The 23,058-nt window shown below is 59.9% G+C and carries 22 protein-coding genes; 12 read left to right on the forward strand and 10 right to left on the reverse strand.

Annotation, left to right across the window (positions count from 1 at the left end; all coding sequences use genetic code 11):
• The first annotated feature begins 230 nt into the window (after positions 1 to 230).
• The 3 genes from ACQKIK_RS16150 to nahK all read left to right on the forward strand — a co-directional run bounded on the left by ACQKIK_RS16150 (position 231) and on the right by nahK (position 5,367).
• Complete coding sequence (locus ACQKIK_RS16150) at positions 231 to 1,418, forward strand: porin (RefSeq protein ID WP_045427131.1); 1,188 nt, start codon at positions 231 to 233, stop codon at positions 1,416 to 1,418.
• A 243-nt stretch (positions 1,419 to 1,661) separates the two neighbouring features.
• On the forward strand, positions 1,662 to 2,801 hold the full coding sequence (gene nosP, locus ACQKIK_RS16155; protein WP_499136675.1) for a nitric oxide-sensing protein NosP: 1,140 nt from the start codon (positions 1,662 to 1,664) through the stop codon (positions 2,799 to 2,801).
• Positions 2,719 to 5,367, forward strand: coding sequence for a hybrid sensor histidine kinase/response regulator NahK/ErcS' (gene nahK, locus ACQKIK_RS16160; RefSeq protein ID WP_499136676.1), 2,649 nt, complete (start codon positions 2,719 to 2,721; stop codon positions 5,365 to 5,367). The genes nosP and nahK overlap by 83 nt, the downstream gene beginning before the upstream one ends.
• Before the next feature lie 346 nt (positions 5,368 to 5,713).
• Here the strand turns inward: nahK and ACQKIK_RS16165 are convergent, their stop codons facing one another.
• The 6 genes from ACQKIK_RS16165 to ACQKIK_RS16190 all read right to left on the reverse strand — a co-directional run bounded on the left by ACQKIK_RS16165 (position 5,714) and on the right by ACQKIK_RS16190 (position 10,964).
• Positions 5,714 to 6,379, reverse strand: a complete 666-nt coding sequence (locus tag ACQKIK_RS16165) for a response regulator transcription factor (protein ID WP_046161347.1) — start codon at positions 6,377 to 6,379, stop codon at positions 5,714 to 5,716.
• Positions 6,380 to 6,713: 334 nt separating this feature from the next.
• Entirely contained in the window at positions 6,714 to 7,505 is a 792-nt protein-coding gene (locus ACQKIK_RS16170) for an ABC transporter permease (protein WP_045427139.1), read from the reverse strand.
• 49 nt (positions 7,506 to 7,554) lie between these two features.
• Positions 7,555 to 8,283 (reverse strand): ABC transporter ATP-binding protein, encoded by a 729-nt coding sequence (locus ACQKIK_RS16175; RefSeq protein ID WP_499136677.1) that lies wholly within the window; start codon positions 8,281 to 8,283, stop codon positions 7,555 to 7,557.
• A complete protein-coding gene (locus ACQKIK_RS16180) occupies positions 8,280 to 9,251 on the reverse strand; it encodes a YVTN family beta-propeller repeat protein (protein ID WP_499136679.1) in 972 nt (323 codons plus the stop codon). Before ACQKIK_RS16180 ends, ACQKIK_RS16175 begins: the two co-directional genes overlap by 4 nt.
• A gap of 31 nt (positions 9,252 to 9,282) precedes the next feature.
• Positions 9,283 to 9,765, reverse strand: coding sequence for a tetratricopeptide repeat protein (locus ACQKIK_RS16185; protein WP_499136739.1), 483 nt, complete (start codon positions 9,763 to 9,765; stop codon positions 9,283 to 9,285).
• A gap of 5 nt (positions 9,766 to 9,770) precedes the next feature.
• Entirely contained in the window at positions 9,771 to 10,964 is a 1,194-nt protein-coding gene (locus ACQKIK_RS16190; RefSeq protein ID WP_499136680.1) for an ABC transporter substrate-binding protein, read from the reverse strand.
• A gap of 153 nt (positions 10,965 to 11,117) precedes the next feature.
• On the opposite strand from ACQKIK_RS16190, the gene ACQKIK_RS16195 reads away from it, so the two are divergent.
• The 5 genes from ACQKIK_RS16195 (at position 11,118) to ACQKIK_RS16215 (ending at position 15,204) form a co-directional block, all read left to right on the forward strand.
• A complete protein-coding gene (locus tag ACQKIK_RS16195; protein ID WP_499136681.1) occupies positions 11,118 to 11,555 on the forward strand; it encodes a cupredoxin domain-containing protein in 438 nt (145 codons plus the stop codon).
• Between the two features lie 37 nt (positions 11,556 to 11,592).
• A complete protein-coding gene (locus ACQKIK_RS16200; protein ID WP_499136682.1) occupies positions 11,593 to 12,876 on the forward strand; it encodes a sensor histidine kinase in 1,284 nt (427 codons plus the stop codon).
• The gene (locus tag ACQKIK_RS16205; protein ID WP_241528339.1) at positions 12,857 to 13,510 is read left to right on the forward strand and encodes a response regulator; all 654 of its coding nucleotides are present in this window, start codon (positions 12,857 to 12,859) and stop codon (positions 13,508 to 13,510) included. Before ACQKIK_RS16200 ends, ACQKIK_RS16205 begins: the two co-directional genes overlap by 20 nt.
• Positions 13,511 to 13,704: 194 nt before the next feature.
• Positions 13,705 to 14,022: an EthD family reductase gene (locus ACQKIK_RS16210; RefSeq protein WP_046161450.1), complete on the forward strand. Its 318-nt coding sequence runs from the start codon at positions 13,705 to 13,707 to the stop codon at positions 14,020 to 14,022.
• A 165-nt stretch (positions 14,023 to 14,187) separates the two neighbouring features.
• Positions 14,188 to 15,204 (forward strand): potassium channel family protein, encoded by a 1,017-nt coding sequence (locus ACQKIK_RS16215; protein ID WP_499136683.1) that lies wholly within the window; start codon positions 14,188 to 14,190, stop codon positions 15,202 to 15,204.
• 34 nt (positions 15,205 to 15,238) lie between these two features.
• Here the strand turns inward: ACQKIK_RS16215 and ACQKIK_RS16220 are convergent, their stop codons facing one another.
• The 4 genes from ACQKIK_RS16220 to exaA all read right to left on the reverse strand — a co-directional run bounded on the left by ACQKIK_RS16220 (position 15,239) and on the right by exaA (position 19,308).
• A complete protein-coding gene (locus ACQKIK_RS16220) occupies positions 15,239 to 15,778 on the reverse strand; it encodes a DUF421 domain-containing protein (RefSeq protein WP_499136740.1) in 540 nt (179 codons plus the stop codon).
• Positions 15,779 to 15,883: 105 nt separating this feature from the next.
• Positions 15,884 to 16,528: a 3'-5' exonuclease gene (locus tag ACQKIK_RS16225; RefSeq protein WP_499136684.1), complete on the reverse strand. Its 645-nt coding sequence runs from the start codon at positions 16,526 to 16,528 to the stop codon at positions 15,884 to 15,886.
• A gap of 123 nt (positions 16,529 to 16,651) precedes the next feature.
• Positions 16,652 to 17,302 carry a pentapeptide repeat-containing protein gene (locus ACQKIK_RS16230; RefSeq protein ID WP_499136685.1) on the reverse strand — a complete coding sequence of 217 codons (651 nt, stop codon included), beginning with the start codon at positions 17,300 to 17,302 and terminating at the stop codon, positions 16,652 to 16,654.
• A gap of 146 nt (positions 17,303 to 17,448) precedes the next feature.
• Complete coding sequence (gene exaA / locus ACQKIK_RS16235; RefSeq protein ID WP_499136686.1) at positions 17,449 to 19,308, reverse strand: quinoprotein ethanol dehydrogenase; 1,860 nt, start codon at positions 19,306 to 19,308, stop codon at positions 17,449 to 17,451.
• Positions 19,309 to 19,644: 336 nt separating this feature from the next.
• On the opposite strand from exaA, the gene pedF reads away from it, so the two are divergent.
• The 4 genes from pedF to kdpA all read left to right on the forward strand — a co-directional run bounded on the left by pedF (position 19,645) and on the right by kdpA (position 23,051).
• The gene (gene pedF / locus ACQKIK_RS16240; RefSeq protein ID WP_045427171.1) at positions 19,645 to 20,082 is read left to right on the forward strand and encodes a cytochrome c-550 PedF; all 438 of its coding nucleotides are present in this window, start codon (positions 19,645 to 19,647) and stop codon (positions 20,080 to 20,082) included.
• Positions 20,083 to 20,087: 5 nt separating this feature from the next.
• Positions 20,088 to 20,987: a substrate-binding periplasmic protein gene (locus tag ACQKIK_RS16245; protein WP_045427174.1), complete on the forward strand. Its 900-nt coding sequence runs from the start codon at positions 20,088 to 20,090 to the stop codon at positions 20,985 to 20,987.
• A gap of 268 nt (positions 20,988 to 21,255) precedes the next feature.
• The gene (gene kdpF, locus ACQKIK_RS16250; RefSeq protein ID WP_063880480.1) at positions 21,256 to 21,345 is read left to right on the forward strand and encodes a K(+)-transporting ATPase subunit F; all 90 of its coding nucleotides are present in this window, start codon (positions 21,256 to 21,258) and stop codon (positions 21,343 to 21,345) included.
• A gap of 8 nt (positions 21,346 to 21,353) precedes the next feature.
• Complete coding sequence (gene kdpA / locus ACQKIK_RS16255; protein WP_499136688.1) at positions 21,354 to 23,051, forward strand: potassium-transporting ATPase subunit KdpA; 1,698 nt, start codon at positions 21,354 to 21,356, stop codon at positions 23,049 to 23,051.
• Positions 23,052 to 23,058: the final 7 nt, after the last annotated feature.

Genomic DNA, 23,058 nt, shown 5'->3' on the forward strand with positions numbered 1-23,058 from the left:
TCCGGCGGCTTCGGCGCTGTTGTCTTGCGTCTGATGATCGACCTAAGCGTAACGGTGTACGACCTAAGCGCTAGTCCGAACGGAACGGCAGGGAGGGCCTTTCCGCTCGCATCAGTGGTCGTGGCGAAAGTAGTAGCCAGTCGCCGCTATTGGAGCGTATGGCCCTTCGGTTGTGCTTTCGATAATCCGCCTCGACACGACTGCCTGTCGTCACATCAGCGGAGAGCGCCATGCACAACAAGAAGAAAGCGGTTACCACCTTACTGCCGTTGGCCTTAGCCAGCGCGATTGGCATGACCCTTAGCCAGTCGGCCGTTGCCGAAATCATGCTTTATGACAAGGATGACACCACCTTTACCGTCGACGGCTACTTCAACACCTTCTACGTCAGCAGCGATGTCGATCGTGCCGGGGAGCGGTTCGACCGGGACCAGTCCCGCGTGAAGATGGGTTTCCTGCCTAACTACATCGGTTTCAACTTCGGCAAGCAGCTCGAAGAACTCAAGGTCGGCGGTCGCTCCTCCTTCTGGGTCACGATCAACGACAGCGACACCAACGGCACCGAGACCGGTATCGACGTGCGCCAGTTCTACGGCACGGCGTCTAACGACCAGTGGGGCGAGGTGCTCTTCGGTAAGGATTTCGGCTTGTTCGGCCGGTCCAACATATTCCTTGACGAGATGCTGACCGGATACGGCCAGGTCAGCGACACCCTGGGCCTGGTTGATTTCGGCGGCGTGTCCTTCGGCAACATCGGCACGGGTTACCCGTACCCGTTCCCGACTTCCCAGGTGACCTATCGCTCGCCAGTAATGAGCGGCCTGCGTGTGGCAGTCGGCATCATGGACCCGGTCGATACTACGAACGATGCCAGCAGCGCGCTGGACGAGGCCTATCAGGACAGCCCGCGTTTCGAAACCGAGATCACCTACCAGTTCGAGGTGGCAGGCGCTCAGATTTATTCGTGGGTCAACGGCATGCAGCAGACCTCGAAGAACACCGACAGCACCGTCGACGAAGTCGACTCCCAGGGCATCGGCTACGGCGTACAGGCCAAGATGGCTGGGTTCTCCGTCACTGCGTCAGGCTTCCAGGCCGAGGGTATCAACCCGTTCTATACCAACAACGCAGGCGAAGCCCAGCTGCGTGACGTCGACAGCGACGGCTACCTGCTGCAAGGCTCGTACTCGTTCGGCAAGAACCGCATCGCGCTGTCATCCGGCAAGACCAAGGATGACGGCAATGGTCTGGGAACGGCGGCCGATTACGAAACCCGGGGCATCGCGTATTTCCGCACCATCAATGACAACCTGAAACTGGTGGCGGAAGTGAACCAGTTCGAGTTGACCGGTCGGGATACCAGCGCCATCGACGAGGACACGCGTACCTACGCCATTGGTGCCGCGTTGAGCTTCTAACCCAGCCTGCGACAATCAGACGGATGCCTTTCGAGGGCATCCGTTTTTTTTATTCAGTGCGCCACGAGCAGTTGCGGCAATAAGCCCCGTACTGTTTCGCCGCTTTGCTACCTTGGCAGGCCGCAGGTGGTACTGAAGTAGCATGTTCGTACCCTATGCCCTGACCAAGAATGGGGTCATACGATAACGGTGTATGGGGTGGCGTGCGTGGTCGAGCAAGAATCCTTAGCGGTGCGCACAGCGATGTCTGAATCGCGGGACGCCGAAACGGTGGCCCAGGACCTGGCTCGCCAGCTGATTCACCCGTATCTCGGCTTCGTCTTGTTTTTCTGCTCTGCCGAGTACGATTTGCCAGCACTGGGTAATGCGCTGCACCAGTACTTCGGTGGTGTACGCATGGTGGGCTGTACATCGGCTGGAGAAATCACCCCCCAGGGCTACGGCCGCAGCTGCGTAACGGCGGTCGGCTTCGATCACCGCAACTTTTCCATCGCCTGCGAGCTGATCGATGAGATGGACCGCTTCAGCCTCACCGATGCGCAGCAATTGGTCGAACGGCTGGGCAGCGATTGCCGCAGCAACTCGCTGGCGCCGATCAAGGACCACAGTTTTGCCCTGACCCTGCTTGATGGGCTGTCCAGCCGTGAGGAGATCGTGCTGTCGGCGCTCAGTGCCGCCTTTGGCAGCATTCCGCATTTCGGCGGCTCGGCCGGCGATGACAATCACCTGACCGACACTCATGTCTATTACGACGGCAAGTTTCACAGCGGGGCGGCGGCGGTCGTGCTGATCAACACCTGGATGGATTTCGAGGTGTTCACCACACATCACATGCTGCCGCGCACTGAGAAGCTGGTGGTGACGCGCGTGGACAGTCACGCGCGTCGCGTCTACGAACTGAACGCAGAACCCGCTGCCGAGGAATATGCACGGCTGGTCGGCGTCGAGGTCAGCGATCTCGATCACCAACTGTTCGCTGCGCATCCGCTGGCAGTGCGCATCAACGAGAACTACTACGTCCGCTCGATCCAGAAGGTCAACGATGACCTCAGCCTGACGTTTTACTGCGCCGTGGAGAACGGCATCGTGATGACCGCGATGCGTCCTGGCCCGCTGATGCCCAACCTCGAAGCCGTATTTGAACGTCTCGAACAGCGTCTCGGCCCGCCCTTGCTGACCATCGGCTGCGACTGCTTTCTGCGGCGGCTGGAGATCGACGGTAACGGCTCCAGCGACGACATCTCAGCCTTCCTACGACGCCAGCAGGTGATTGGCTTCAACACCTATGGAGAGCAGTTCAATGGCATGCATATCAACCAGACCTTCACCGGCGTCGCCATCGGACGGCCAGGTGGACGTGCTGGAGAAAAAAGTGCTCGTTGAGCGACTCGATCGGCAGGCCGAACTCGAGCGCGAAAACCACAAGCTGCGGCGGATCAATGCGGCACTGATCGAGCGTATCGAGTCCAGCAGTACCGGGCGCGATGCGTCTTACGCCGCCTTCCAGCATTCAGTCGAACTGGCTGAACAAGTGCGCGAACGCACCGATGCGTTGAATCAGGCGATGGCAGAACTGAAGGCCAGCAACCGTTTGCTCAGCGACGCACGCCTGAGGGCGGAAACCGCTCATCAGCATTTGGTCGACGCGATCGAGAGCATTTCCGATGCCTTCGTGCTGTTCGACAAGGATCAGCGCATCGTTCTGTTCAATAAGCGCTTCAAGTCGCTCTGGAGCAGAACGCGCGCGCGCATCAACAGCGGTACGCGGCTGTCGGAGCTCAAGCGGTTGGCCGAGAGCAGCGGGCTGATCGCCGAGGAACATCGCGGTAAGGCCAACGAGCCCACCGTCTACCGGCTGCAGAATGGCCGCTGGGTGCAGGTCAGCGAGCGTCCCACGCGCGAAGGTGGCCTGGTGATGCTCTACACCGATATCACCGAGGTGAAGATCAGCGAGACGATGCGTCGCGAGCAGGCCCTGGCGCAGAAGTCCCGCTTGTTGCAGCGTGCCGTAGATAACCTCTCGCAGGGCGTGGCGATGGTCAGCGCCGATGGGGGGCTGGAGCTGTGGAACGGCCGCTTCCTGGAACTCTGCGGCTTGGCGCCCATCGAGGCACACCGGCCATTCGATGAAGTGATGGCTGACAGTGAGCTGAAACTGCTGACACCCAACACTCGGGACGCCGATGGTCAGCCTCTGACTGAGCTCGAACAGCACCTGTTCGATGGTCGCACGCTTGAGGTCCGCACCCATCCGCTACCCACCGGCGGCTTCGTCAACACCTTTACCGACATCACTGAGCGTTACCGCCACGCCGAGGCGCTGCGCGAGAGCGAGCGCTGGATCCGCCTGATTACTGACCACGTGCCGGCGCTGATCGCCTATGTCTCGGCTGACCTGACTTACGAATTCACTAACAAGGTATACGAGGAGTGGTATCGCTGGCCCAGCGAAGGCATGCTCGGCCAATCGTTGCGTGACATCCACAGCGGTGAGCACTGGCAGCAGCTCGAACCCTATATCGACCGTGCTTTGTGCGGCGAAAGCGTCAGCTTCGAGATGGCCGAGCACAACCACTCGGGGCAGCAGCGTTACATGCTGCGCTCTTACGTACCGAACCGTCAGGCTAGCGGCGAGGTCGTCGGCATCTTCGTGCTGATTCAAGACATCACGGATCGCCGGCGCACCGCGGAGGCGCTGCACCAGGCCTACCAGAACCTCGAACAACGCGTCCGTGAGCGCACGGCTGAGCTCACCAGCCTGAACGACCAGCTGCTGTGTGAAATCGACGAACGCGCCCATGCCGAGGCGCGGCTGCGTGAAGCCAAGCGGGAGGCGGAGCTGGCCAACCTGTCGAAAACCAAGTTTCTTGCCGCAGTGAGTCACGACCTGCTGCAGCCGTTGAATGCTGCTCGGCTGTTCACCAGCGCATTGCTGGAGCAACCCACCGCACCCAGTGGCGGGCTGATCCGCAACATCAGCAACTCCCTGGAAGACGTCGAAAACCTGCTTGGCACGCTGGTCGATATATCAAAGCTAGATGCCGGCGTGATCAAGCCGGATATCGCCCCGTTTGCCGTCAGCCAGTTGCTGGAAAACCTGGCGGCGGAGTTTCACCAGATCGCAGGCAGCGAGCAGCTGCAGCTGGACTTCATACCCTGTTCAGCGCTGGTGCGCAGCGATATCCAGTTGTTGGCGCGGATCCTGCGCAACCTGCTGACCAATGCCATTCGCTACACCCCGCATGGCCGCGTGATGCTGGGTTGCCGCCGCCGCAGGCAGAGCCTGTCGATCGAGGTATGGGACACCGGCATCGGCATTCCTGAGGACAAGCTCGAAGAGATCTTTCACGAATTCAAACGCGGCGAGGGCGTGCGTCCTCAGCAGGATCGCGGGCTTGGTCTGGGTCTGGCGATTGTGGAGAAGATCGCGCGCATGCTCGGTCATCGGATTCAGGTGAAGTCGGTTCCGGGGAAGGGGTCCAAATTCGCTATCGAAGTGCCGCTGGCCAAGCGGGCGCCGAAGGCGAGCGTGGAGCCGTCTGTTACTGATCTGCTACTCGAACGGCTCAAAGGTGCGCGGGTCTGGGTGCTGGATAACGACACCGCGATCTGTGCCGGCATGCGCACCCTATTGGAGGGCTGGGGGTGTCATGTTGTGACGGCGTTGTCGGAGCAGGATTTGGCCGGGCAGGTCGATAACTTCCATGCCGATGCAGATCTAATCATCGCCGACTACCACCTCGACAACGGCTGCAACGGCGTCGATGTGGTCGAGACAGTCAACGCGCGGCGTGCCAGCCCACTACCGGCGCTGATGATTACGGCCAACTACAGCAACGAACTCAAACAGCAGGTGCGGGAGTTGGGCCACATGCTGATGCACAAGCCGGTGCGGCCGATGAAGCTGAAGACTGCCATGTGCCACATGATGGAGCACGGCCATTCTTAGAACAGCGCCAGGATCGATCGACAAGTGCTCGGCGTCGCTGACGCCGTTAGCCAATCGCTAGGCGCGAGCCCCGTGATCGCCAGCAAGCTGGCTCCTACATAGGGTGGCGGAGGCCGTATCGTATTACGGGAGGTCCTGCGTTTACGACTTGGTGATCGTCACGCACAAAGCAGACGGTAGGGCGCAGTCTCTTAAGAGCGAGCTTGCTCGCGATCCGCTGCTACGCGGGATCCCCTTGATCGCCAGCAAGCTGGCTCCTACGGGATGCGGCGTCAGGCAGTGATCCGGGTCCTACAAGGGATTAGGTTTATCGCAGAGGCGAGCGTAGCTGCGTGGGTGTTGGTTATCACCTGCGCAGATACGCGGTGAAGTCGATATCACCCGCCGAGAGGATGGCTTGTACACGGTTGTGCACGTTGAGCTTGCGCAGGATGGCCGAGACATGAGCCTTGACCGTGGTTTCGGCGATATCGAGGTTGTAGGCAATCTGCTTGTTGGATTCGCCCTTGGTCATGCGTTCCAGCACCAGTAGCTGCTTGCGGGTCAGTGCCTGCAACAGCTCGGGCGCGATGCTCTGTTCGTTATGCTGGGAGCGGCGGGTATTGGCTTTCTGGCTGCGAATGATGTCCGAAGGCAGGTACACATTGCCATTGAGGATCTGCTCGATGGCTTCGGTCATCTGCGCGCGTGGCGATGACTTGGTGATGAAGCCGCACGCGCCGTAGGTGATGGCCTGCAGCACCACTTGCTTGTCCTGCTCTGCAGACACGATCACCACTGGAATGGTCGGCGCCTCGTTGCGCATGTTGATCAGGCCGTTCAGGCCGTGCATGCCGGGCATATTCAGGTCGAGCAGCACCAGGTCGAGATCGTCATTTTCCAGCGTCATCGCCAGCGCACTGTCCAGATCGGCGGTTTCAAGGATCTCGCTGCCTGGAAAGCCGTCCTGGATGACGTTATGGATGGCTTCACGAAAAAGCGGGTGGTCATCAGCGATCAGTATCTTGTACATGGCCGGTCACCTCATTGTTGTGATTATGGTGGGGTAGATCGGAAGAGACCTTTGGTGTGCGCGGCTTCGGTCGACAATGGCAGCCATTGTGCGGCGCCTATTCGATCAGAAGCTGTTCACCCACAAGCTTGCCCAGTCCGGGGAGAGAAAACCATCGGCGCAAACAGCCGTGGCGTCTTCTGCACTGCAAGCCCCTGCGATCTGCAGCGAACCCGGTTGGCTTTGGCATGCCCAGCTTTTCAGTACTTCGGTCGGCCACATTACAGTGCAAAGTGCAGCGGTTTGAAATCCTACGATCGACAGGGAAACCAGCACTAAAGTAGTAGAGAACGGCTCAGGTAGCCCGGCGTAGCGCGGCGTGCTGCGGATTGAAACTGAGCACCGCAAGCAGACTGAACAGTAGCGTCAGGCCAAGGCACACCGCCAGCGCCAGCGGATTGAGCCGTTCATACAGTGCAAAGCGAACCAACTCCACGGCGTAGGTAAAGGGATTAAACGAGCAGATCCAGAACAACCATTCACTGGCTTCGCGCATTTTCCAGAGTGGATAGAGCGCCGACGACAAGAAAAACATCGGGAAGATGACGAAATTCATCACCCCGGCGAAGTTTTCCAGCTGCCGAATACCGTTGGATAACAACAGCCCCAGCGCACTCAGCAGCAGCGCCACCAGCAAGAGGGCTGGTAGCGCTGTCAGCAGGCCAGCCGCAGGCGGCTGGACGCCGTAGAACCAGGCGATCAGTAGGAACGCATAGACCTGCAGCAGCGAGATCAGCGCAGTCGCCAATAGCTTGCTCGCCAGCAGAAAACTGCGCGGCAGCGGACTGGTCAGCAGCACGCGCATGCTGCCCATCTCGCGGTCGTACACCATAGAGAGAGAGCCCTGCATGCCGTTGAACAGCAGAATCATGCACGCCAGCCCCGGCACGATCCAGGTCTCGTAGGTGATATAGGTCTCGTAGGGCTCGATAATCGCGATGCCCAGTGCGGCACGGAATCCGGCTGCAAACACCACCAGCCAGAGCAGCGGGCGCACCAGGGCGCTGAAGAACCGCGAGCGCTGCTGAACGAAGCGCAGCCACTCGCGAAACACGATTGCTCGCAGGCATTCCCAATAGGGGGTCATGGCCGGGATTCCTGAATTGAGGCGGGGCATTCGGTTTGAACGGGACACATCACGCCGGCACCGCGTTGCGAGTGAGACGGGCAAAGGTCTGCTGCAGGCTACCATCGGCAGCAGCCAGCTCATCAGCGCGACCCTGCGCTACGAGGTTCCCGCGATTGAGGATGATCAGCTCGTCACTCGCCTGGACCTCATCGAGCAGGTGGGTCGTCCAGAGCACGCTCATGCCTTGCTCGTTGCAAAGCGATCTCACATGATCGTTGAGGTTCTGGCGGCTGGCCGGATCGAGCCCCGCACTGGCTTCATCGAGCAGCAGCAGGCTCGGCTTGTGGAGGAGGGCACGGGCGATTTCCACCCTTCGGCGATGGCCGCCATTGAGTTCGCGCACCTTGCTTTTGCGGCGCTCGCTCAGTTGCTGGCGATCCAGCTCCACTTCGATCCGGTCATTGGCAACCTTGCGCGGCATGCCATGCAGGGCGGCGTGGTAGCGCAGGTTCTGCTCGACACTGAGATCCAGATCCAGCGTGCTTTGCTGGAAGACCACCCCAAGTCGCCGCAAGGCTTCGCGCGGCTGGCTGCGCAGACTGAAGCCGGCCACCTGAATGTCGCCCTGCTGCAAGTCGTACAGGCGCGTCAGCAACGCGATCAGCGTCGATTTCCCAGCTCCGTTGGGGCCGAGCAGGGCGGTAAAGCCTCCGGCCACCGTGTTGAAACTCACGTCGTGCAGCGCCTGACGTTCCCCGTAGGCGAAGCTGACGCGCTCAACCCGCAGCGCGGTCATGGCGCGACCACCACGCCCCAGGGGTAGCGTCCGACCTTGATCGATTTGATCACCTTGAGCGAGTCCACATCGATCACCGAAACATCACCGCTGACGCCATTGGTGGTCAGCAGCCGGCTCTCATCGAGGTTGAACGCCATGTGCCAGACCCGGCGGCCCACCAGCAGGTAGTCGAGCACCTCATAGGTCTTCGCATCGACCACGGCGATATGGTTGGCCGGGCCGAGCGCGACGAACGCGTATTTGCCGTCCGAGCTGAGCTTGATGCCGACCGGCTGGACCTTGTCCGGATGCACGCCTTTGATCTTGAAGTTCAGCGTCTTGATGATTTCGCGCTTTTCAACGTCGACGACGCTTACCGTTCCGCCGATCTCCGACGAGGCCCAGAGCAGCGTGCTGTCCTTGTTGAATTCGACATGGCGCGGGCGCTGGTCGACCAGGGTGTTGTCCACCAGTTGGTTGGTACTGGTGTCGATCCAGTGCAGCATGTTGGTGGTTTCGCTGGTGTTCACCGCCCATTTGCCATCCGGGCTTACGCCCATGCCCTCTGGCTCGACGCCAACGTCGATCTGCGCCAGTACCTCCTCGTTGTCGACGTCGACCACCGTTACCAGCGCATCGTCCTCGTTGGAGATGTACAGCCACTTGTTGTTCGGGTGCAGGGCGAACTGCTCGGGGTCCGCGCCGGACGGCAGTTGCTTGATGATCTTCCGGGTTGCCAGGTCCATGACCTGAACCGTGTCCGAGTCGCTGGCGCAGATGTAGAGCAGCTTGTTGTCGCGTGACAACGTCAGACCGCGCGGACGCTGGCCAACCTCGAGCGTCTCGACCGTTTCCAGCGTATCCAGATCGATCACACTGACGGTGTCGTCTTTTTCGTTCGACACATAGGCAGTGGCCGCCAGAGCGGATGCACTGGTGCAAGCGAACGCGCAAGAAATGGCAGCAGCAAGGAGTGTTCGGGGCATGGATAGATTCTCTTGTTGTTGTGTGAACCGCTCAGCGGGCAATTTGATTCGGTGATTGATCCATACGCAGCAAGTATTCGTCCGCTTCGCTCTGACCGCCTTCGGATGCACGTTCCAGCCACATTCGCGCGGCCTTCGGGTCTCTTTTCACACCGCGCCCTTCGGCTAGCGCTGTACCCCAGTGGTAGCGGGCCAGGCTTACATAGCTGGCCTCATCGGGCTGATTGGCGCCGCGTTCCATGAGCGCAGCGGCTTTGTCCAGATCCACCGGCACGCCCGAGCCAGACTCGTACATCTGCGCCAGCCAGATCATCGAATACACGTCGTTCCAGCGCGCGATGCAGTCCTCGAATATCTGCCTGGCGACGTCGAAATTTCCGGTCTTGGCAGTGACGTAGCCGTACATGCATTTGATCCGCTTCGGGCTGTCGATGTAGGCGTCATACCCTAGCTCGCTGGCGCTCGCGGTGTGCGCCATACCGCTAAATAATAGACCGCAGATGCAGCGGGACATGGTGCTCATCGGCTCGCCTCGCTCAACCGGCATTTGCTCTCCGGACGATCGAAGCCCAGGGTATCCAGTTCACTGGTGGGGTGCAGGAAGCCCTCCTGGGGCGAGTTGGATACCAGGCCGCGTGGATGCACGAGCGGGATCGGCTGGCGCAGCTGGCCGTTCCAGGGCCGGAACGTCAGCTTGCGGCCTTTGAATCCATCGACCGGCAGCGTCTCGCTCAGCGATATGTGGCGTATTGCGTCGGGGTCGGCGGTGCCGAGCTTGGTGATTGCCGTGGCGAGGCTGCGCACGCCGATCCAGACAGCGAAATCGCGGTCGTTCATCCAGCGATTGGCATGCGCTTCGAAGCGCTTCTGGAGCTGCGCAGCGCCATAGGTTTCGACCGTTTTGTGCCAGCCTGTCGGGATCAGGCCCTGCGTGCCCACTACCGGCCGCGGAAGCCAGGTGTGGTAGGGCACGTACTCGCCGAAGTCGCCGCGCTCATCAGCCACCACGACCACGTCGTACTCGCCAGCTTGAGTGAACAGGGGCATGTCGGCTTGAGCTGTGCGCCGCTGGTCGTTATCGAAGGTCCAGGGCTTCTCTTCAATGATCTTGTGGCCGAAACGCTTGGCGGCACGCTTGATCGCGAGGGCGTAGGCCTGATCCTCCTCGGTTGGCCCGCTGATCAACAGCCAGCGGTTCCAACGGCGCACGGCAAGGAACTGACCCAGCGCGTCGGCCAACATACTGCGGCTTGGAAGGGTATGCAGCACGTTACCCAGGCAGCGCGTCGTTCGCAGTTCGTCCGTTGGGCTGCCGGCATTGATCAGCAGGCTGTCCGGCATGGCAGCGGCTAGCGCTTCCAGGCTTTTAGCGGGCGCATTCACGACGAACAAGCGCACCCCCTGCTCATGCAGCTGCCGGGCCTCGTTCTGGAGTTGCTCTGGTGTTTCGGCCGTGATGATATTCAAGGCATAGCTGTGCTTGAGGAAACGTCCTGTGCTGTTGCTGTCGGCAATGGCCAGTTCGGCACCGCTCAAGCCGGCATCAACCGGCTCGGGGATCACGTTGGATAGCAGAGGGCCTGGGTCCGGGCGGTAGCCTAGGTAACCGATGCGCACCGAGAGTTCTGGCTCCGCTGCGCCTGCGTCACTGACGAAAGCGGCGCAACAGGCGAGGGCGATCAAGCAACGGCTGCGGAAAGAAAGAGGGCGCATGGACGACTCCTATGGCGTTGCGGTCAGCATAGGAACCCTGTCGGGGCGGGGGAATATGCAGAAAGTACCAGCTGCTGTGTACCAAGGTAGTAAACCGGCGCCCGACGGCCGCCTCTAGCATAGGGCCGTGCATAACAATAACGAGAAGACCCCATGCCTCCATTCAAAGCGCTCACCCTTCAGCTCCTGTTGCTCGCCAGCCTGATTGGCTTCGACCAGGTGCTTGCCGCCGGTGACCTTACCCGTCGCACGCAATCGCTGCCGGATCTCAGATTCGGTTCCGAAGAAAGCGATTACGCGGTCTCGCAGAAGGAGTACCAACTCGAGACTGGCGTTGCCTATCAACTCAAGGTCATCGCCGAAGGCCAGAAAGAATGCGCTTTCCAGGCACCGGAGTTTTCGCAGGCAATCTTCCTGCGCAAGGTCGAAGCCGGTGGCGTGGAAATCAAGGCCGTGACTCTGGTCGAGCTTGAATTCGAAGAAGCCGGTGAGGCGGAAATCTTCTTCCTGCCAATCAAGCCCGGCCGTTACCCCTTCTATTGCAAAGGGCTGCAGAACAAGGGCATGGAAGGGAGCTTCGTGGTCAAGTAGCGCATCAACCTGCTGCCCTTAAAAGCGGACATTGAGCATGTCAGCACTCTGGCGTATCAGCCTGCTGGTCTCGCTGTTTTTTAGCCTGGTTGCGGCCGTCTGCTTGGCTGTACTGCTGCGTCAGGCCAGTCAAGACGTAAGCCGTGAACTGGCGGCGGCGGGTGCCGTGCTCAGCTATCTCAGCGATGTAGCGGAGCGCGATCCCGCTGCACTCCAGCCTGAGCTGACGCGGCACTTGCGGCATGTTCAGGTTCGCTGGTTGGGCCCGGGCGTTCCGAGCCGGGAGGTCCACCCGCAGCGAAGCACCTGGCTCGAGACCCTGTTGTATCCCGCCGAGCTGCCCGCGCCGCTGACTGTGCAGATGCCAGAAGGCCGAACGCTGCAATTAAGCGTCGACCCCCGAGACGAGATCGAGGAAGTCGAGGAGTCTCTGCTACAGCTGTTGGCATGGTTCGGCAGTGCGTTATTGCTGAGCCTGCTGGCGATCCGGTGGGCTGTCAGGCCAGCGCTGGGCGTGCTGAATGAGTTGCTTGCCGCCTTTGGCCAGGTTTCCCAAGGCAGCCTCGATACGCGTCTGCCGAGCCACTCCCTGCTGGAGGCACAGCAGTTATCCGGGCATTTCAACCGCATGGTTAGCGCCTTGGAGTACACCCGGCGAGAAAACGATGACCTGACGCGCTCGCTGCTAGAGCTGCAGGGGCGTGAGCGCACACAGCTCGCCCAGGCGCTGCATGACGATCTTGGGCAATACCTGGCCGGTATCCGCGCCCAGGCTTGCTTGCTACAGGCGATAAAAGACCAGCCGCAACTGGTCAGCACAACCGCACGCACTCTGGATGATCACTGTGAACAATTGCAGGACGGTTTTCGCAGGCTGACTCGCGAGCTCTATCCCGTGATGCTTGACCATTTGGAATTGCCTGAAGCAATACACCTGTTGGCCGAGCAGTGGCAAAGCGCGCAAGGAATCACGTTGCGCGTGCAGATCGACCGGCGCATTCCATCCCTTGCGCTGAACAAGAAAGAACAGCTGTACCGTTTGCTGCAGGAATCGCTCACAAACGTGGCCAAGCATGCCTGTGCCAGCTTCGTGTTCATTCGCCTGCGCATGAACGGCGGTCGGCTGCGGCTGCTCGTGCGTGACAATGGCCACGGACACGGCGCACTCGGACGGCCCGGCATTGGCCTGCGTTCGATGCATGAACGTGCGCGGGCGCTGGATGGCCGGTTGATCGCGTGCGGGCGAGTAGGTTACGGCTGGGTGGTTTATCTGGACATTCCGATCAGGGAGTCATGCTCCAATGAAGATCCTTCTCGTTGACGATCACGCCGTAGTCCGCCAGGGCTACGCTGCGCTGCTACGCGTCTTGCTACCCGAAGTTCAGGTCATTGAGGCCTGCGATGGCGAGGAGGCCCTGGCCAAAGCTCTGGAGGTGGCCCCAAGCCTGGTCATCATGGATGTAGGACTACCCGGCATCAGCGGCGTCGAAACCACACGGCGCTTATTGCAGCGGCTGCCACAACTGCGCGTGCTGTTCTTTAGCATGCACGACGAATTACCCCTGGTGCGTCAGGCACTGGATGCCGGAGCCGCCGGCTATATCACCAAGAGCTCATCGCCGGAGGTGCTGTTGGACGCGGTACGCCGTACCTTGGCCGGTCACGCCTACATCGAACAGACGCTGGCCACCCAATTGGCACGCAACCCGGTGGCGGCTAATGCGCAGGATCCACGCTTGCAAGGAATGACACAGCGTGAATTCGAGATCTTCGTAATGCTCGCCAAGGGCACACCGGCGCGACTGATCGCCGAACGGCTTTGCATCAGCGGCAAGACAGTGTCCAACTACCTGACGCTCCTCAAGAGCAAGCTGCAGGTCAGCTCGCATGCGGAGCTGGTTCATCTGGCCATTGATACCGGTATTGTGCGGGTGGGTGATCGAGCAGCCAGTTAGCTCGGTCCGCAGCGTTTTGATGGGCCTGACTTCGCTGGTAACGGTGCGGGTTAGCAGTACGTTCTGTAAAAACCTTAATCCTCTGCGATTGTCAGAGCTCGGGCATTTCGGTGTCGTATCTGGCCGACGATGCTGCTTTGGAAACGGTAGCAAGCGATCCCATTTCTCCACTCTCTAGATAGAGGCAAATGAGCATGATCAAAGTCAGCGTGATGTACCCCAATACCCCTGGTGCGAGGTTCGATCACGATTACTATCGCGACAAGCACCTACCGTTGCTCAAGGCCCGTATGGGCGATGCCTGCCTCTATTACACGATCGACAAGGCCATTTCCGGGCGCACTCCAGATGAACCGGCGCCCTACGTTGCGATGTGCCACATTTTCAGCGAATCGGTCGAAGCCTTTCTGGCGGGTATCGGTCCTCATGCAGAGGAGATCGTTGCGGACATCGCCAATTACACCGACCTGACGCCGGTCCGGCAGATCAGTGAGGTAGTGGTAGGGCACTGACGGTCGCTGGCTGCGCTGGAGCGCAGATAAAGCATTTGCTTCAGGGCCGCTGTTCCTTCCCGCGTCGCTCCAGCGAGCGGACATTTTTAGGTCCAGTCACTGGAAGCGCTAACCAGCTCTGAACTAACAACGGCTGGCTACTTCATAACTTCTGAACACTCTGCGATGGAGCAATACGGCGGCCCTATGGTTTTTCTTGTCTTGGGAATTTTGCTTTTTCTGTTCACGGCGGCAGATATCACCAAAACCACGCTGTCGACGCGCGGTGGTGGGACTATCACCAATATCGTTTCCAAGAGCGTATGGCGTTGTTTCTTCGCCGCGGCCGGTCGGCGAGGGGAGGCGAAGTTGCTGGAGTATGCAGGCCAATGCGTGCTGCTGTTGGTGCTGCTGACCTGGATTGTCTGTCTATGGCTCAGTCTGTTTCTGATGCTTGCGTCGGACCCGGCCTCGGTGATCAATGGCACGACCAAGGCGGCCGCGGACCTCTGGGAAACCTTCTACTACGCCGGCTTTACGCTTTCGACGCTGGGCGTAGGCGATTTCGCAGCCTCAAACGACGCCTGGCGGGTATTGACCAGTGCTGCAGCCTTTTGTGGGCTGACCTTCATCACGGCTGCGATCACCTACATCGTTCCGGTACTGTCGGCTGTCAGCTTGCAAAACCAGCTTAGTCTGCTCATCAGTAGCATGGGACGGACACCGCAGGAGATCTTGGTCAACAGTTGGAACGGGTCTGATTTTTCGCGTTTTTATGACAATGCCAGCGACATACGGCAGATGCTGGTCGAGCACACCCTCAACCATCACGCCTATCCGGTGATTCGTTGCTTTCATAACAAACAAGCAGAAAAGAACGTCATCCCCGCTGTGGCGAGCCTGAACGAGGTGCTGCAGTTACTTGAAGAGTTCGCTGAAGACGTGCCGCAGGACACGCTGAAACACAAGATGCTCGTGTCGGCGCTGGACCGCCATCTTGAGATGCAGCGTTCCAACTACCTCGGCCAGGCGAATAGCCACGCCCAGCCTCCGATCGTGGATCTCGTGTCGCTGAGCGATGCCGGAATACCGCTTAAATCGGATGCGGCTCAAATGCTCAACGCACCGGAGCGGCGCCGGTTGTTGGGCGCATTACTGGAAGCGGATGGCTGGGGATGGCACCACGTTTACCCGCGCGACTGACGAGCCAGTGCGTCAATCGCAAAGCTCCGATGGCCTAAAGCTCAATGTTCCGGGGGCCCGGCGTCATGACCCCGGATAGGCTCGAACGGCTATCGCCAGAGCCTTTTTTGATCACACTGAAGCTGCCATCGGTCTCCAGAATGACCGCTTCAACCTCATCGATAGCAGAGAATCCGCTAGAGCGTATCGCCGAGCGGACCTCATCTTCAGTGACCCGAGCCACGCGCATGGCACTGCCTAGCATCTGCCCTTGATATAGCAGCAGCGCTGGTTCGCCAGTGACCAGCTTGCGTACCCAACCGACTCTTACGCTGGACCAGGTGACGAGATACTGCAATCCGATCAGCAGCGCCAATGCCAGGGTTCCTTCGGCAAGCGATACATCGCGGTTCAGCAAAATGGTGGCGAACGTCGATCCCAGGGCTACCGTGACGATCAGGTCGAATGCGTTCATCTTGGAGAGCGTACGGCGGCCGGAAATACGCAACAGTACGATCAGGTTGATATAAGCCAGGATGCCAATGACCAAGGTGCGGACCAGTGTCGACCAGCCGCTGAAAAACATACCTTCCACATCTATCTCCTTTGGAGTCTGCCCTTGGTAGACGCCATTGAGGTAGATGGGTTGCACCTTCAGCAGGAGGAAGAGGGTATTCCTTCGCATCGACCAGCTGCGCTGTCAGCTGTCCAACTGTTTGGCCGGGACGATCCGGTCATGCAGAACGCGTTCGGCGTCGTCGCCCAAGGCAAGGAATACTCTAAGTGCGGCGTAGGCATCGTTCGCCGCATACAGCCGCTGCGCATCGGTAAGAGAACGGTTGCTCCAGTTCGACGTGGATACGCTGCGCGATTTGCTCACTCGCGTACCCAATACCGCTGCAACCGCACCGCGTAGTCCGACCTGTCCCTTTTTGCCCTGGTAGCGCAGGGTTGTGCCCAGGTCGATGAAGTGCATCATCTCGATACCCAGGCGGTTGCGCAATCGGCTGCGGTCGGTGCTTAGCCCGAATCCCACCTTTAACACCCGGGTTGACTGCAGCACTGCTCTGACGGCTTCGCTGCAGCCATCCAAGCCGACCTTGAACAGGTAGCCTTTCTCGGGGCTGGCAAACTGAATCAAATGCGGCCCCGTCGATACTTCACCCACCTTGAAGGTCGGTTTGGATTCGGTATCGAAGCCGACCTGCGGCCAACCGAGCAGCTCGTCCTTGGCTTGGCTGAAGGCTTCGGGGGTTTCGGGGGTGATGATCTGGTCCAGGTGAAGGCCATCGAAGCGGGGCAGGGCGTCCAGCTCGACGAACTGTGGGATATGGATAATGGGCATCGAGGGGTTCCGGCGAGCGCTGACTAGAGCAGCAAAGTGCAGTGGTGTCGTTGATGCAGGCGAGACTAGCGCACAACGCCCCCAGAAGCATGTTTGATGCGGATGACGAGGCCGGCGTACCCCTTACTTTTCCCAGTCAATCGGGCAATCGATGCAGCTTTCCATATGGGTGCCTTGAAAGGTTGCATAGTGACGGCGTGCCCCGGTCAGGGTGGCCTCTGCGAGGTTGGCATCATTGAGCTTGGCTTCTTGCAGGTTCGCGTCGGTCAGCGTTGCGCGTGCGAGATCGGCCTTGCTCAGCCAGGTCATCTCAAGGTTGGCAGCGGTTAGATTTGCGCCCTGCATTTTCGCCCCACTCAAACGCGCAAACTCAAGATTTGCTGCGGTCAGGTTGGCCCCGTTCAATCGTGCGGCCTGAGCGAACAGGCCCCATCCCTGAATTGCCACCAGGTGGGCATTGGTGAGATTCGCCACCCGCAGGTTGGCTTGTCGCAGGCTGGCGCGGGTGAGGGTGGCGCCGGTCAGGTCTGCCTTTTCCAGATTGGCCAGATCCAGATTCGCATGACGCAGGTTGGCACCGGACAGATTGGCACCGGTCAGGTCCATCTTGCGCATGTCCTGATTGCTCAGGTCGGCATTACGGAGGTCGGCGTTGGGGCATCTGCTTTCCGGCTGGATGACGCAGCCATTGATGATGGTCGGCTGATCGTCATCAGCCAGTAGCGACGCGCTGGCGAGCAGTGCAAGGGGCAGCAAAAGAAGGGTCGGGTTCATGGCAATTCCATATTCGAAATGAGGAAGGACAGCCGACGTGTGACGGATCGGTGAACCGGAGAGCGCCAACCCTTGCGGTTCAACCGAGCTGGCTACGCCAGCCGTCCAACGTGGGAGGCTGCGCCGCATCACGGCGCAGCCCAGACTTAGCGTTTGGCGGTCTGCTTGTCCCAACTCGGGATCCGGAACACCCAGAACGAACCGCCCTGCGCAACAGGCTTGGTCAGCGCTGCCATGTCGCCGCCCCACAGCGGCACGGCGCCACCGTAGCCGACGGTCACTCCGATGAATTGCTCACCGTCCTGCTCCCAGGTGATGGGCGGGGCGATGATTCCGCTGCCGGTCTGGAATTTCCACAGTTCTTCGCCGGTTTTAGCGTTGAAGGCTTTCAGGTAACCATCACCGGTCCCGGTGAATACCAGGTTGCCCTGGGTGGCAAGCACACCCGCCCAGAGTGGCAGCGGTTCCTTGTGCTCCCAGGCGACCTTGCCCGTGGTGGGATCCATGGCGCGAAGAATGCCGACGTGATCGTCGTACATGCGCTTGATGCGGAAGCCCTGACCGAGATAGGCATTACCCTTCTTGTAGCTGACCTCTTCGGTCCAGTAGTCCTCTTTCCAATGGTTGGCGGGGACGTAGAACAGCCCGGTGTCCTGGCTGTAGGCCATGGGATTCCAGTTTTTACCGCCCAGAAAGGGCGGTGAAACCTCGACTGACTTGCCGTGCGCTTCGCCTGGCTCCGGCAGCGGTGGGCGCTGACCTTCATTCTCGACAGGTCGTCCGGTCTTCAAGTCGATGTGGCTGGCCCAGGTGATGTTGTCGACGAAAGGGAAGGCGTTCTGCAACTTGCCATCCTCTCGATTGACCACGTAGAAGAAGCCATTGCGGTCGGCGTGGGCCGTCGCCTTGACGGTTTTTCCATCCTTGTTTTTGTAGTCGAACAGCACCAGCTCATTGTTGCCAGAGAAATCCCAGGCATCGTTGGGGGTGTGCTGATAGAACCACTTCACTTCGCCCGTGGTGGCGTCGACACCGACCTGCCCGGAGGTATAGAGGCTGTCGTAGTCCTTCGGCTCGCCGCCATCGGCCGTGCGCGACCAACCGTTCCAGGGCGCAGGGTTTCCCGCACCTACGATGATGGTGTTGGTTTCTGCATCGAAGCTCGCGCTCTGCCATGGCGCACCGCCGCCCTGACTCCAGGCCTCTTTCTTGCCGGTGGGCGAATTGGGGTCATCAGGCCAAGAGGGCGCCTTGACGTCCCCGGTCGGTGTGCTGTCTTTGCCGTTGAGACGGCCCACATGGCCCTCGACGAAGGGACGCATCCAGACCTCTTCACCGGTCTCCGGATCGCGGGCGAACAGCTTGCCGACGATTCCGAATTCGTCACCCGAGCTGCCATGAATCAACAGCACCTTGCCGCTTTTTTGATTCTTGATCAGGGTTGGTGCGCCGGTCATGGTGTAGCCCGCGCCGTGATCACCGAACTTCTTCTTCCAGACGACCTTGCCTGTGTCCTTGTTCAGCGCGACTACCTGCGCATCCAGCGTGCCGAAGTAGATCTTGTCACCATAAATCGCCGCACCTCGGTTGACGACGTCACAGCAGGGCCGGATATCCGCAGGCAACCGGTGCGCGTAGCTCCAAAGCCGTTTGCCTGTGCGCGAATCGAGCGCGAACACGCGCGAGTAAGAGCCCGTCACGTAGATCACACCGTCATGCACGATGGCCTGGGATTCCTGTCCCCGCTGCTTCTCGTCACCAAAGGAAAAGGACCAGGCCGGCGTCAGTTTGAAGACGTTCTCATCATTCACCTGATTCAGCGGGCTCCAGCGCTGGGCATTGGTGCCCAGGCCGTACTGCAGTACGTTTTCGGTCGAAAGATGGTCGTTGGCAATGTCGTCCCAGGTGACGTTCTTGGCGTCTGCCAAGCCGCTGAGTGAGAGACCGCCAATCAGAACGGCGATGGCGAGAGGGCGTTTGCTGCCCAGGGTGGTTGTTGTTGTCATGGTTGGTTTCCCTTGGTCGATTCGGACAAGGCCAGTTGCTGTGCTCGCTACATGGGTTGTGCGAGAGGCTAGTCAGGCGATTCGATTATTGGGATGGGATCGCGACGGCAGATACGGAAAAGCTCCCGCTGATTCAGGGAAATCTTCCCAATCCGCCTGTGTTTTCGGTCTGCTACCTGGGTGCTGCGCCGATGCCGCATCAGGCCCTACTACCAAGGGAGGAGAATCCGACAACCAAAGCACGATTCTGCCACGTGGTCGCAATGCCCAAGATGACCACCATGCGCTCCAACTGGGGCTGCCTTGCTCAGGTATTCGAAAACAACGGTGGTAGTCATGAATAATAAAACTGAACTGCGCGCTCTTTTTGCTGCTGGTCTGCTCGGCTTCGCCGGCTTTGCCTTCGCCCACGGTGACGTCACGCCGCAGAAGGTGGAGACCAAGGGGTTATCCCCGCTGGGTGAAGAGTGGGTCGATGAAAACCCGTACCGGGCGCCCAGTGAAGACCATGACAGGGCCGTTGAAATTGGCTCATCGGCCTACAACCAGAACTGCGCCCGCTGCCATGGCCTCGAGGCAATCTCTGGCGGCATCGCACCGGATTTGCGTGAACTGGAAGCCAGCTATGACGGCGACGAGTGGTACAAGGAGCGCGTGATCAACGGTGCTGTTCGCGATGGCGCCGTCTACATGCCCCGCATGGCCGATTACCTCAGCCAGGAAGCGCTCTGGGCCATCCGCACCTACATCGAAAGCGAAGCTGCCAAGCGGTGACTACGATGCGCCAGTTGCTTGCGGGGCTCTGCTTGTGGATGGCTTGCGCGCTGGTACAGGCGGAGGTGGTCAAGGTGCGCGCGTTCGATGACATCATCGATTCGGGCGTGCTCAAGGTGGCGATGTACGAGAACTTTCCGCCCTACAGCTTCATGGCCGATGGCAAGCCGCGCGGGGTCGATTTCGAGCTCGCGCAAAAACTGGCGTCGGAACTCGGGCTGAAGGTCGAGGTGTTGTGGGTAAGGCCTGACGAGACACTGGATGACGACCTGCGCAACTTCATCTGGAAAGGCCACTACCTGCGACCGAACGTACTGGCCGACGTGATGATGCGCGTGCCCTACGACCGCGAGTTTTCCTACAAGCAGAACGAGCTGGGCGAGCTGATCAACGAGCTGGTGGTCATGTTCGGCCCATACCAGCGCGAGCGCTGGCAGTCCGCCTACGATGATCGACGCCTCGAAGAGCTTTCCAGCGTGGCCGTGTTCCGCTACCACCCGGTCGGTGTGGAAGTGGAAAGTGTCCCCTCGTTCTATCTGTCATCGGTATTCAACGGCAGCATTGCCAAGATGCTGCATCACTACCCAACCGCGCAGGCCGCATTTGCCGCGATGCAGGCGGGGGAGGTTGACGCGACCATGGCCATGCGCGGTGAGATCGACTGGATGCTCAGCCAGGCCAACGACAGTCATCTCAAGGCAGCGCAGAACGCCTATCCAAACATGGGCAAGCAGGTCTGGGAGCTTGGCATGGCCGTGCATGAATCCAACCGTCAGCTGGCTTACGCGCTGGAAGGCGAGTTGGAAGGCCTGATCAAGGCGGGCACTGTCAAAGCCATCTACGAAGGCTACGGCCTGCAGTATGAGCTGCCGGAGCTGTACCAGGTGCAGCTGGGCGAGAACTGACGCCCAACGGTCGAAATTTTCCTTTCGATTGGTCTCGCCATCCTCATGGCGCTGTACAGGTTGCTTCAACCGGACACCGCCAAGGTGTTGGGTTGAAGCAGCGCTTAAGCACATCCGGCCAGGCCGATGCGCGTGCATGAGCACCAGCCAAGCCGTTTAAAAAATACGCTTTCTTTACGTCGCTGCGCTGAAGGCGCAATCGAATCTTTACGCCCCTCGCTCTGAAACTCTCCGTACCGCACTGATGCGACCTACGGAGCTGATCCCCATGACATTTCTCGACGGGCTATCGCTGGCCTTGGCCATCGCCCTGTTCATCTACCTCCTGGTTGCGCTGTTGCGCGCCGAACGCAGCTAGGAGAGCCAATGAACACTCACGATTACTGGATGATCGCGGCCTTCTTCGCGCTGGTCCTCATACCTGCCCCCTGGTTGGGGCGCTACCTGTTTCGAGCCATGGAGGGTGAGCGTACCTGGTTGACGCCTGTTCTCGGACCCATCGAGCGCCTCTGCTACCGCACTGCAGGGATTGACGAGCACAGCGAGCAGGATTGGAAAAGCTACAGCCTGGCGTTATTGGCGCTGACTGCGGCGAGCCTGTTAGCGCTGTTTGCGGTTCTGATGATGCAAGCCAGTCTTCCGCTCAACCCGCAAGCGGTACCGGGCATGACGTGGGATCTTGCGCTCAATACCGCTGTGAGCTTTGTCACCAACACCAACTGGCAGGCCTACAGTGGCGAAGCCCAGCTCAGCTATTTCAGCCAGATGCTCGGCCTTGGTGTGCAGAACTTCATCAGTCCGGCGGTGGGGCTGGCCGTGTTGGTGGTGCTTTGTCGCGCACTGTCACGGCGATCAGCGAATGCAATCGGAAATTTCTGGGTCGATCTGACTCGAGCAGTGCTTTATTGCCTGTTGCCGTTCTGCGTCGTGCTCGCCCTGGTCTTGGTCTGGCAGGGGGTTCCGCAGAGTTTTGCGAGTTATGTTCAGGCCTTCACGCTGCAGGGCGGCGAGCAGACCATTCCTCTAGGGCCAGCGGCCAGCCAGATCGCAATCAAGCAGCTGGGGACCAATGGCGGCGGTTTCTTCGGCGTCAACTCAGCGCATCCCTTCGAGAACCCGACCGCCTGGAGCAACCTGTTCGAGATGGTTTCGATCATCCTGATTCCCGCTGCGCTGGTCTTCATGTTCGGTCACTACGTGCGTGATCTACGGCAGAGTCGGGCCATTCTTGCCTGCATGCTGACCGTGTTCGTCCTGGGTCTTGGCGTCACGCTGGCCGCCGAGCATCAACCGAATCCAATGCTGTCCAGCCTGGCGGTTGAGCAGGTCGGGTCGATGGAGGGCAAGGAAAGCCGACTCGGTATCGCGGCCTCGGCGCTATGGGCGACAACAACGAGCGCGGCGTCCAATGGCTCGGTCAATGCGATGCATGACAGCTTCAGTGCGCTGGGCGGCATGGTGCCTCTGGTCAATATGATGCTGGGCGAAATCATCTTCGGCGGCGTCGGCGCCGGGCTGTACGGCATGCTGCTGTTCGTCCTGATCACGGTGTTCCTGGCTGGCCTGATGATTGGTCGCACGCCTGAATATCTGGGCAAGAAACTTGAAGCGCGCGAGGTTCGCCTGCTGGTCGCAACGCTGCTGGTGATGCCGGTGGGGGTTCTTGTGCTCACGGCTCTCGGCGTCAGCCTTTCAGGCCCTGCCGAGTCGATCACCAATCCGGGGCCGCACGGCCTCAGCCAAATCCTTTACGCCTACACCTCTGGCACCGGAAACAACGGATCGGCCTTCGCCGGGTTTGGCGCGGCCACGCCTTACCACAACCTCATGATCGCGTTCGCCATGCTGTTGGGCCGCTTTGGTTTCATCCTGCCGGTGCTTGCCATTGCAGGCGGCCTCGCGGCCAAGAACCGTGCGCCGATCGATGCAAACAGTTTCCCCACCAACGGGCCGATGTTCGTGATCCTGCTGACGCTGGTGATTCTGCTCGTCGGCGGGCTCACGTTCTTGCCTGCGCTGGCACTCGGGCCGGTCGCCGAACATTTCTTGCTACAGGGCTTCTGAGGAGCGT

It is taken from the genome of Pseudomonas sp. NPDC047961 (assembly GCF_050272435.1).
GTDB lineage: Bacteria > Pseudomonadota > Gammaproteobacteria > Pseudomonadales > Pseudomonadaceae > Stutzerimonas.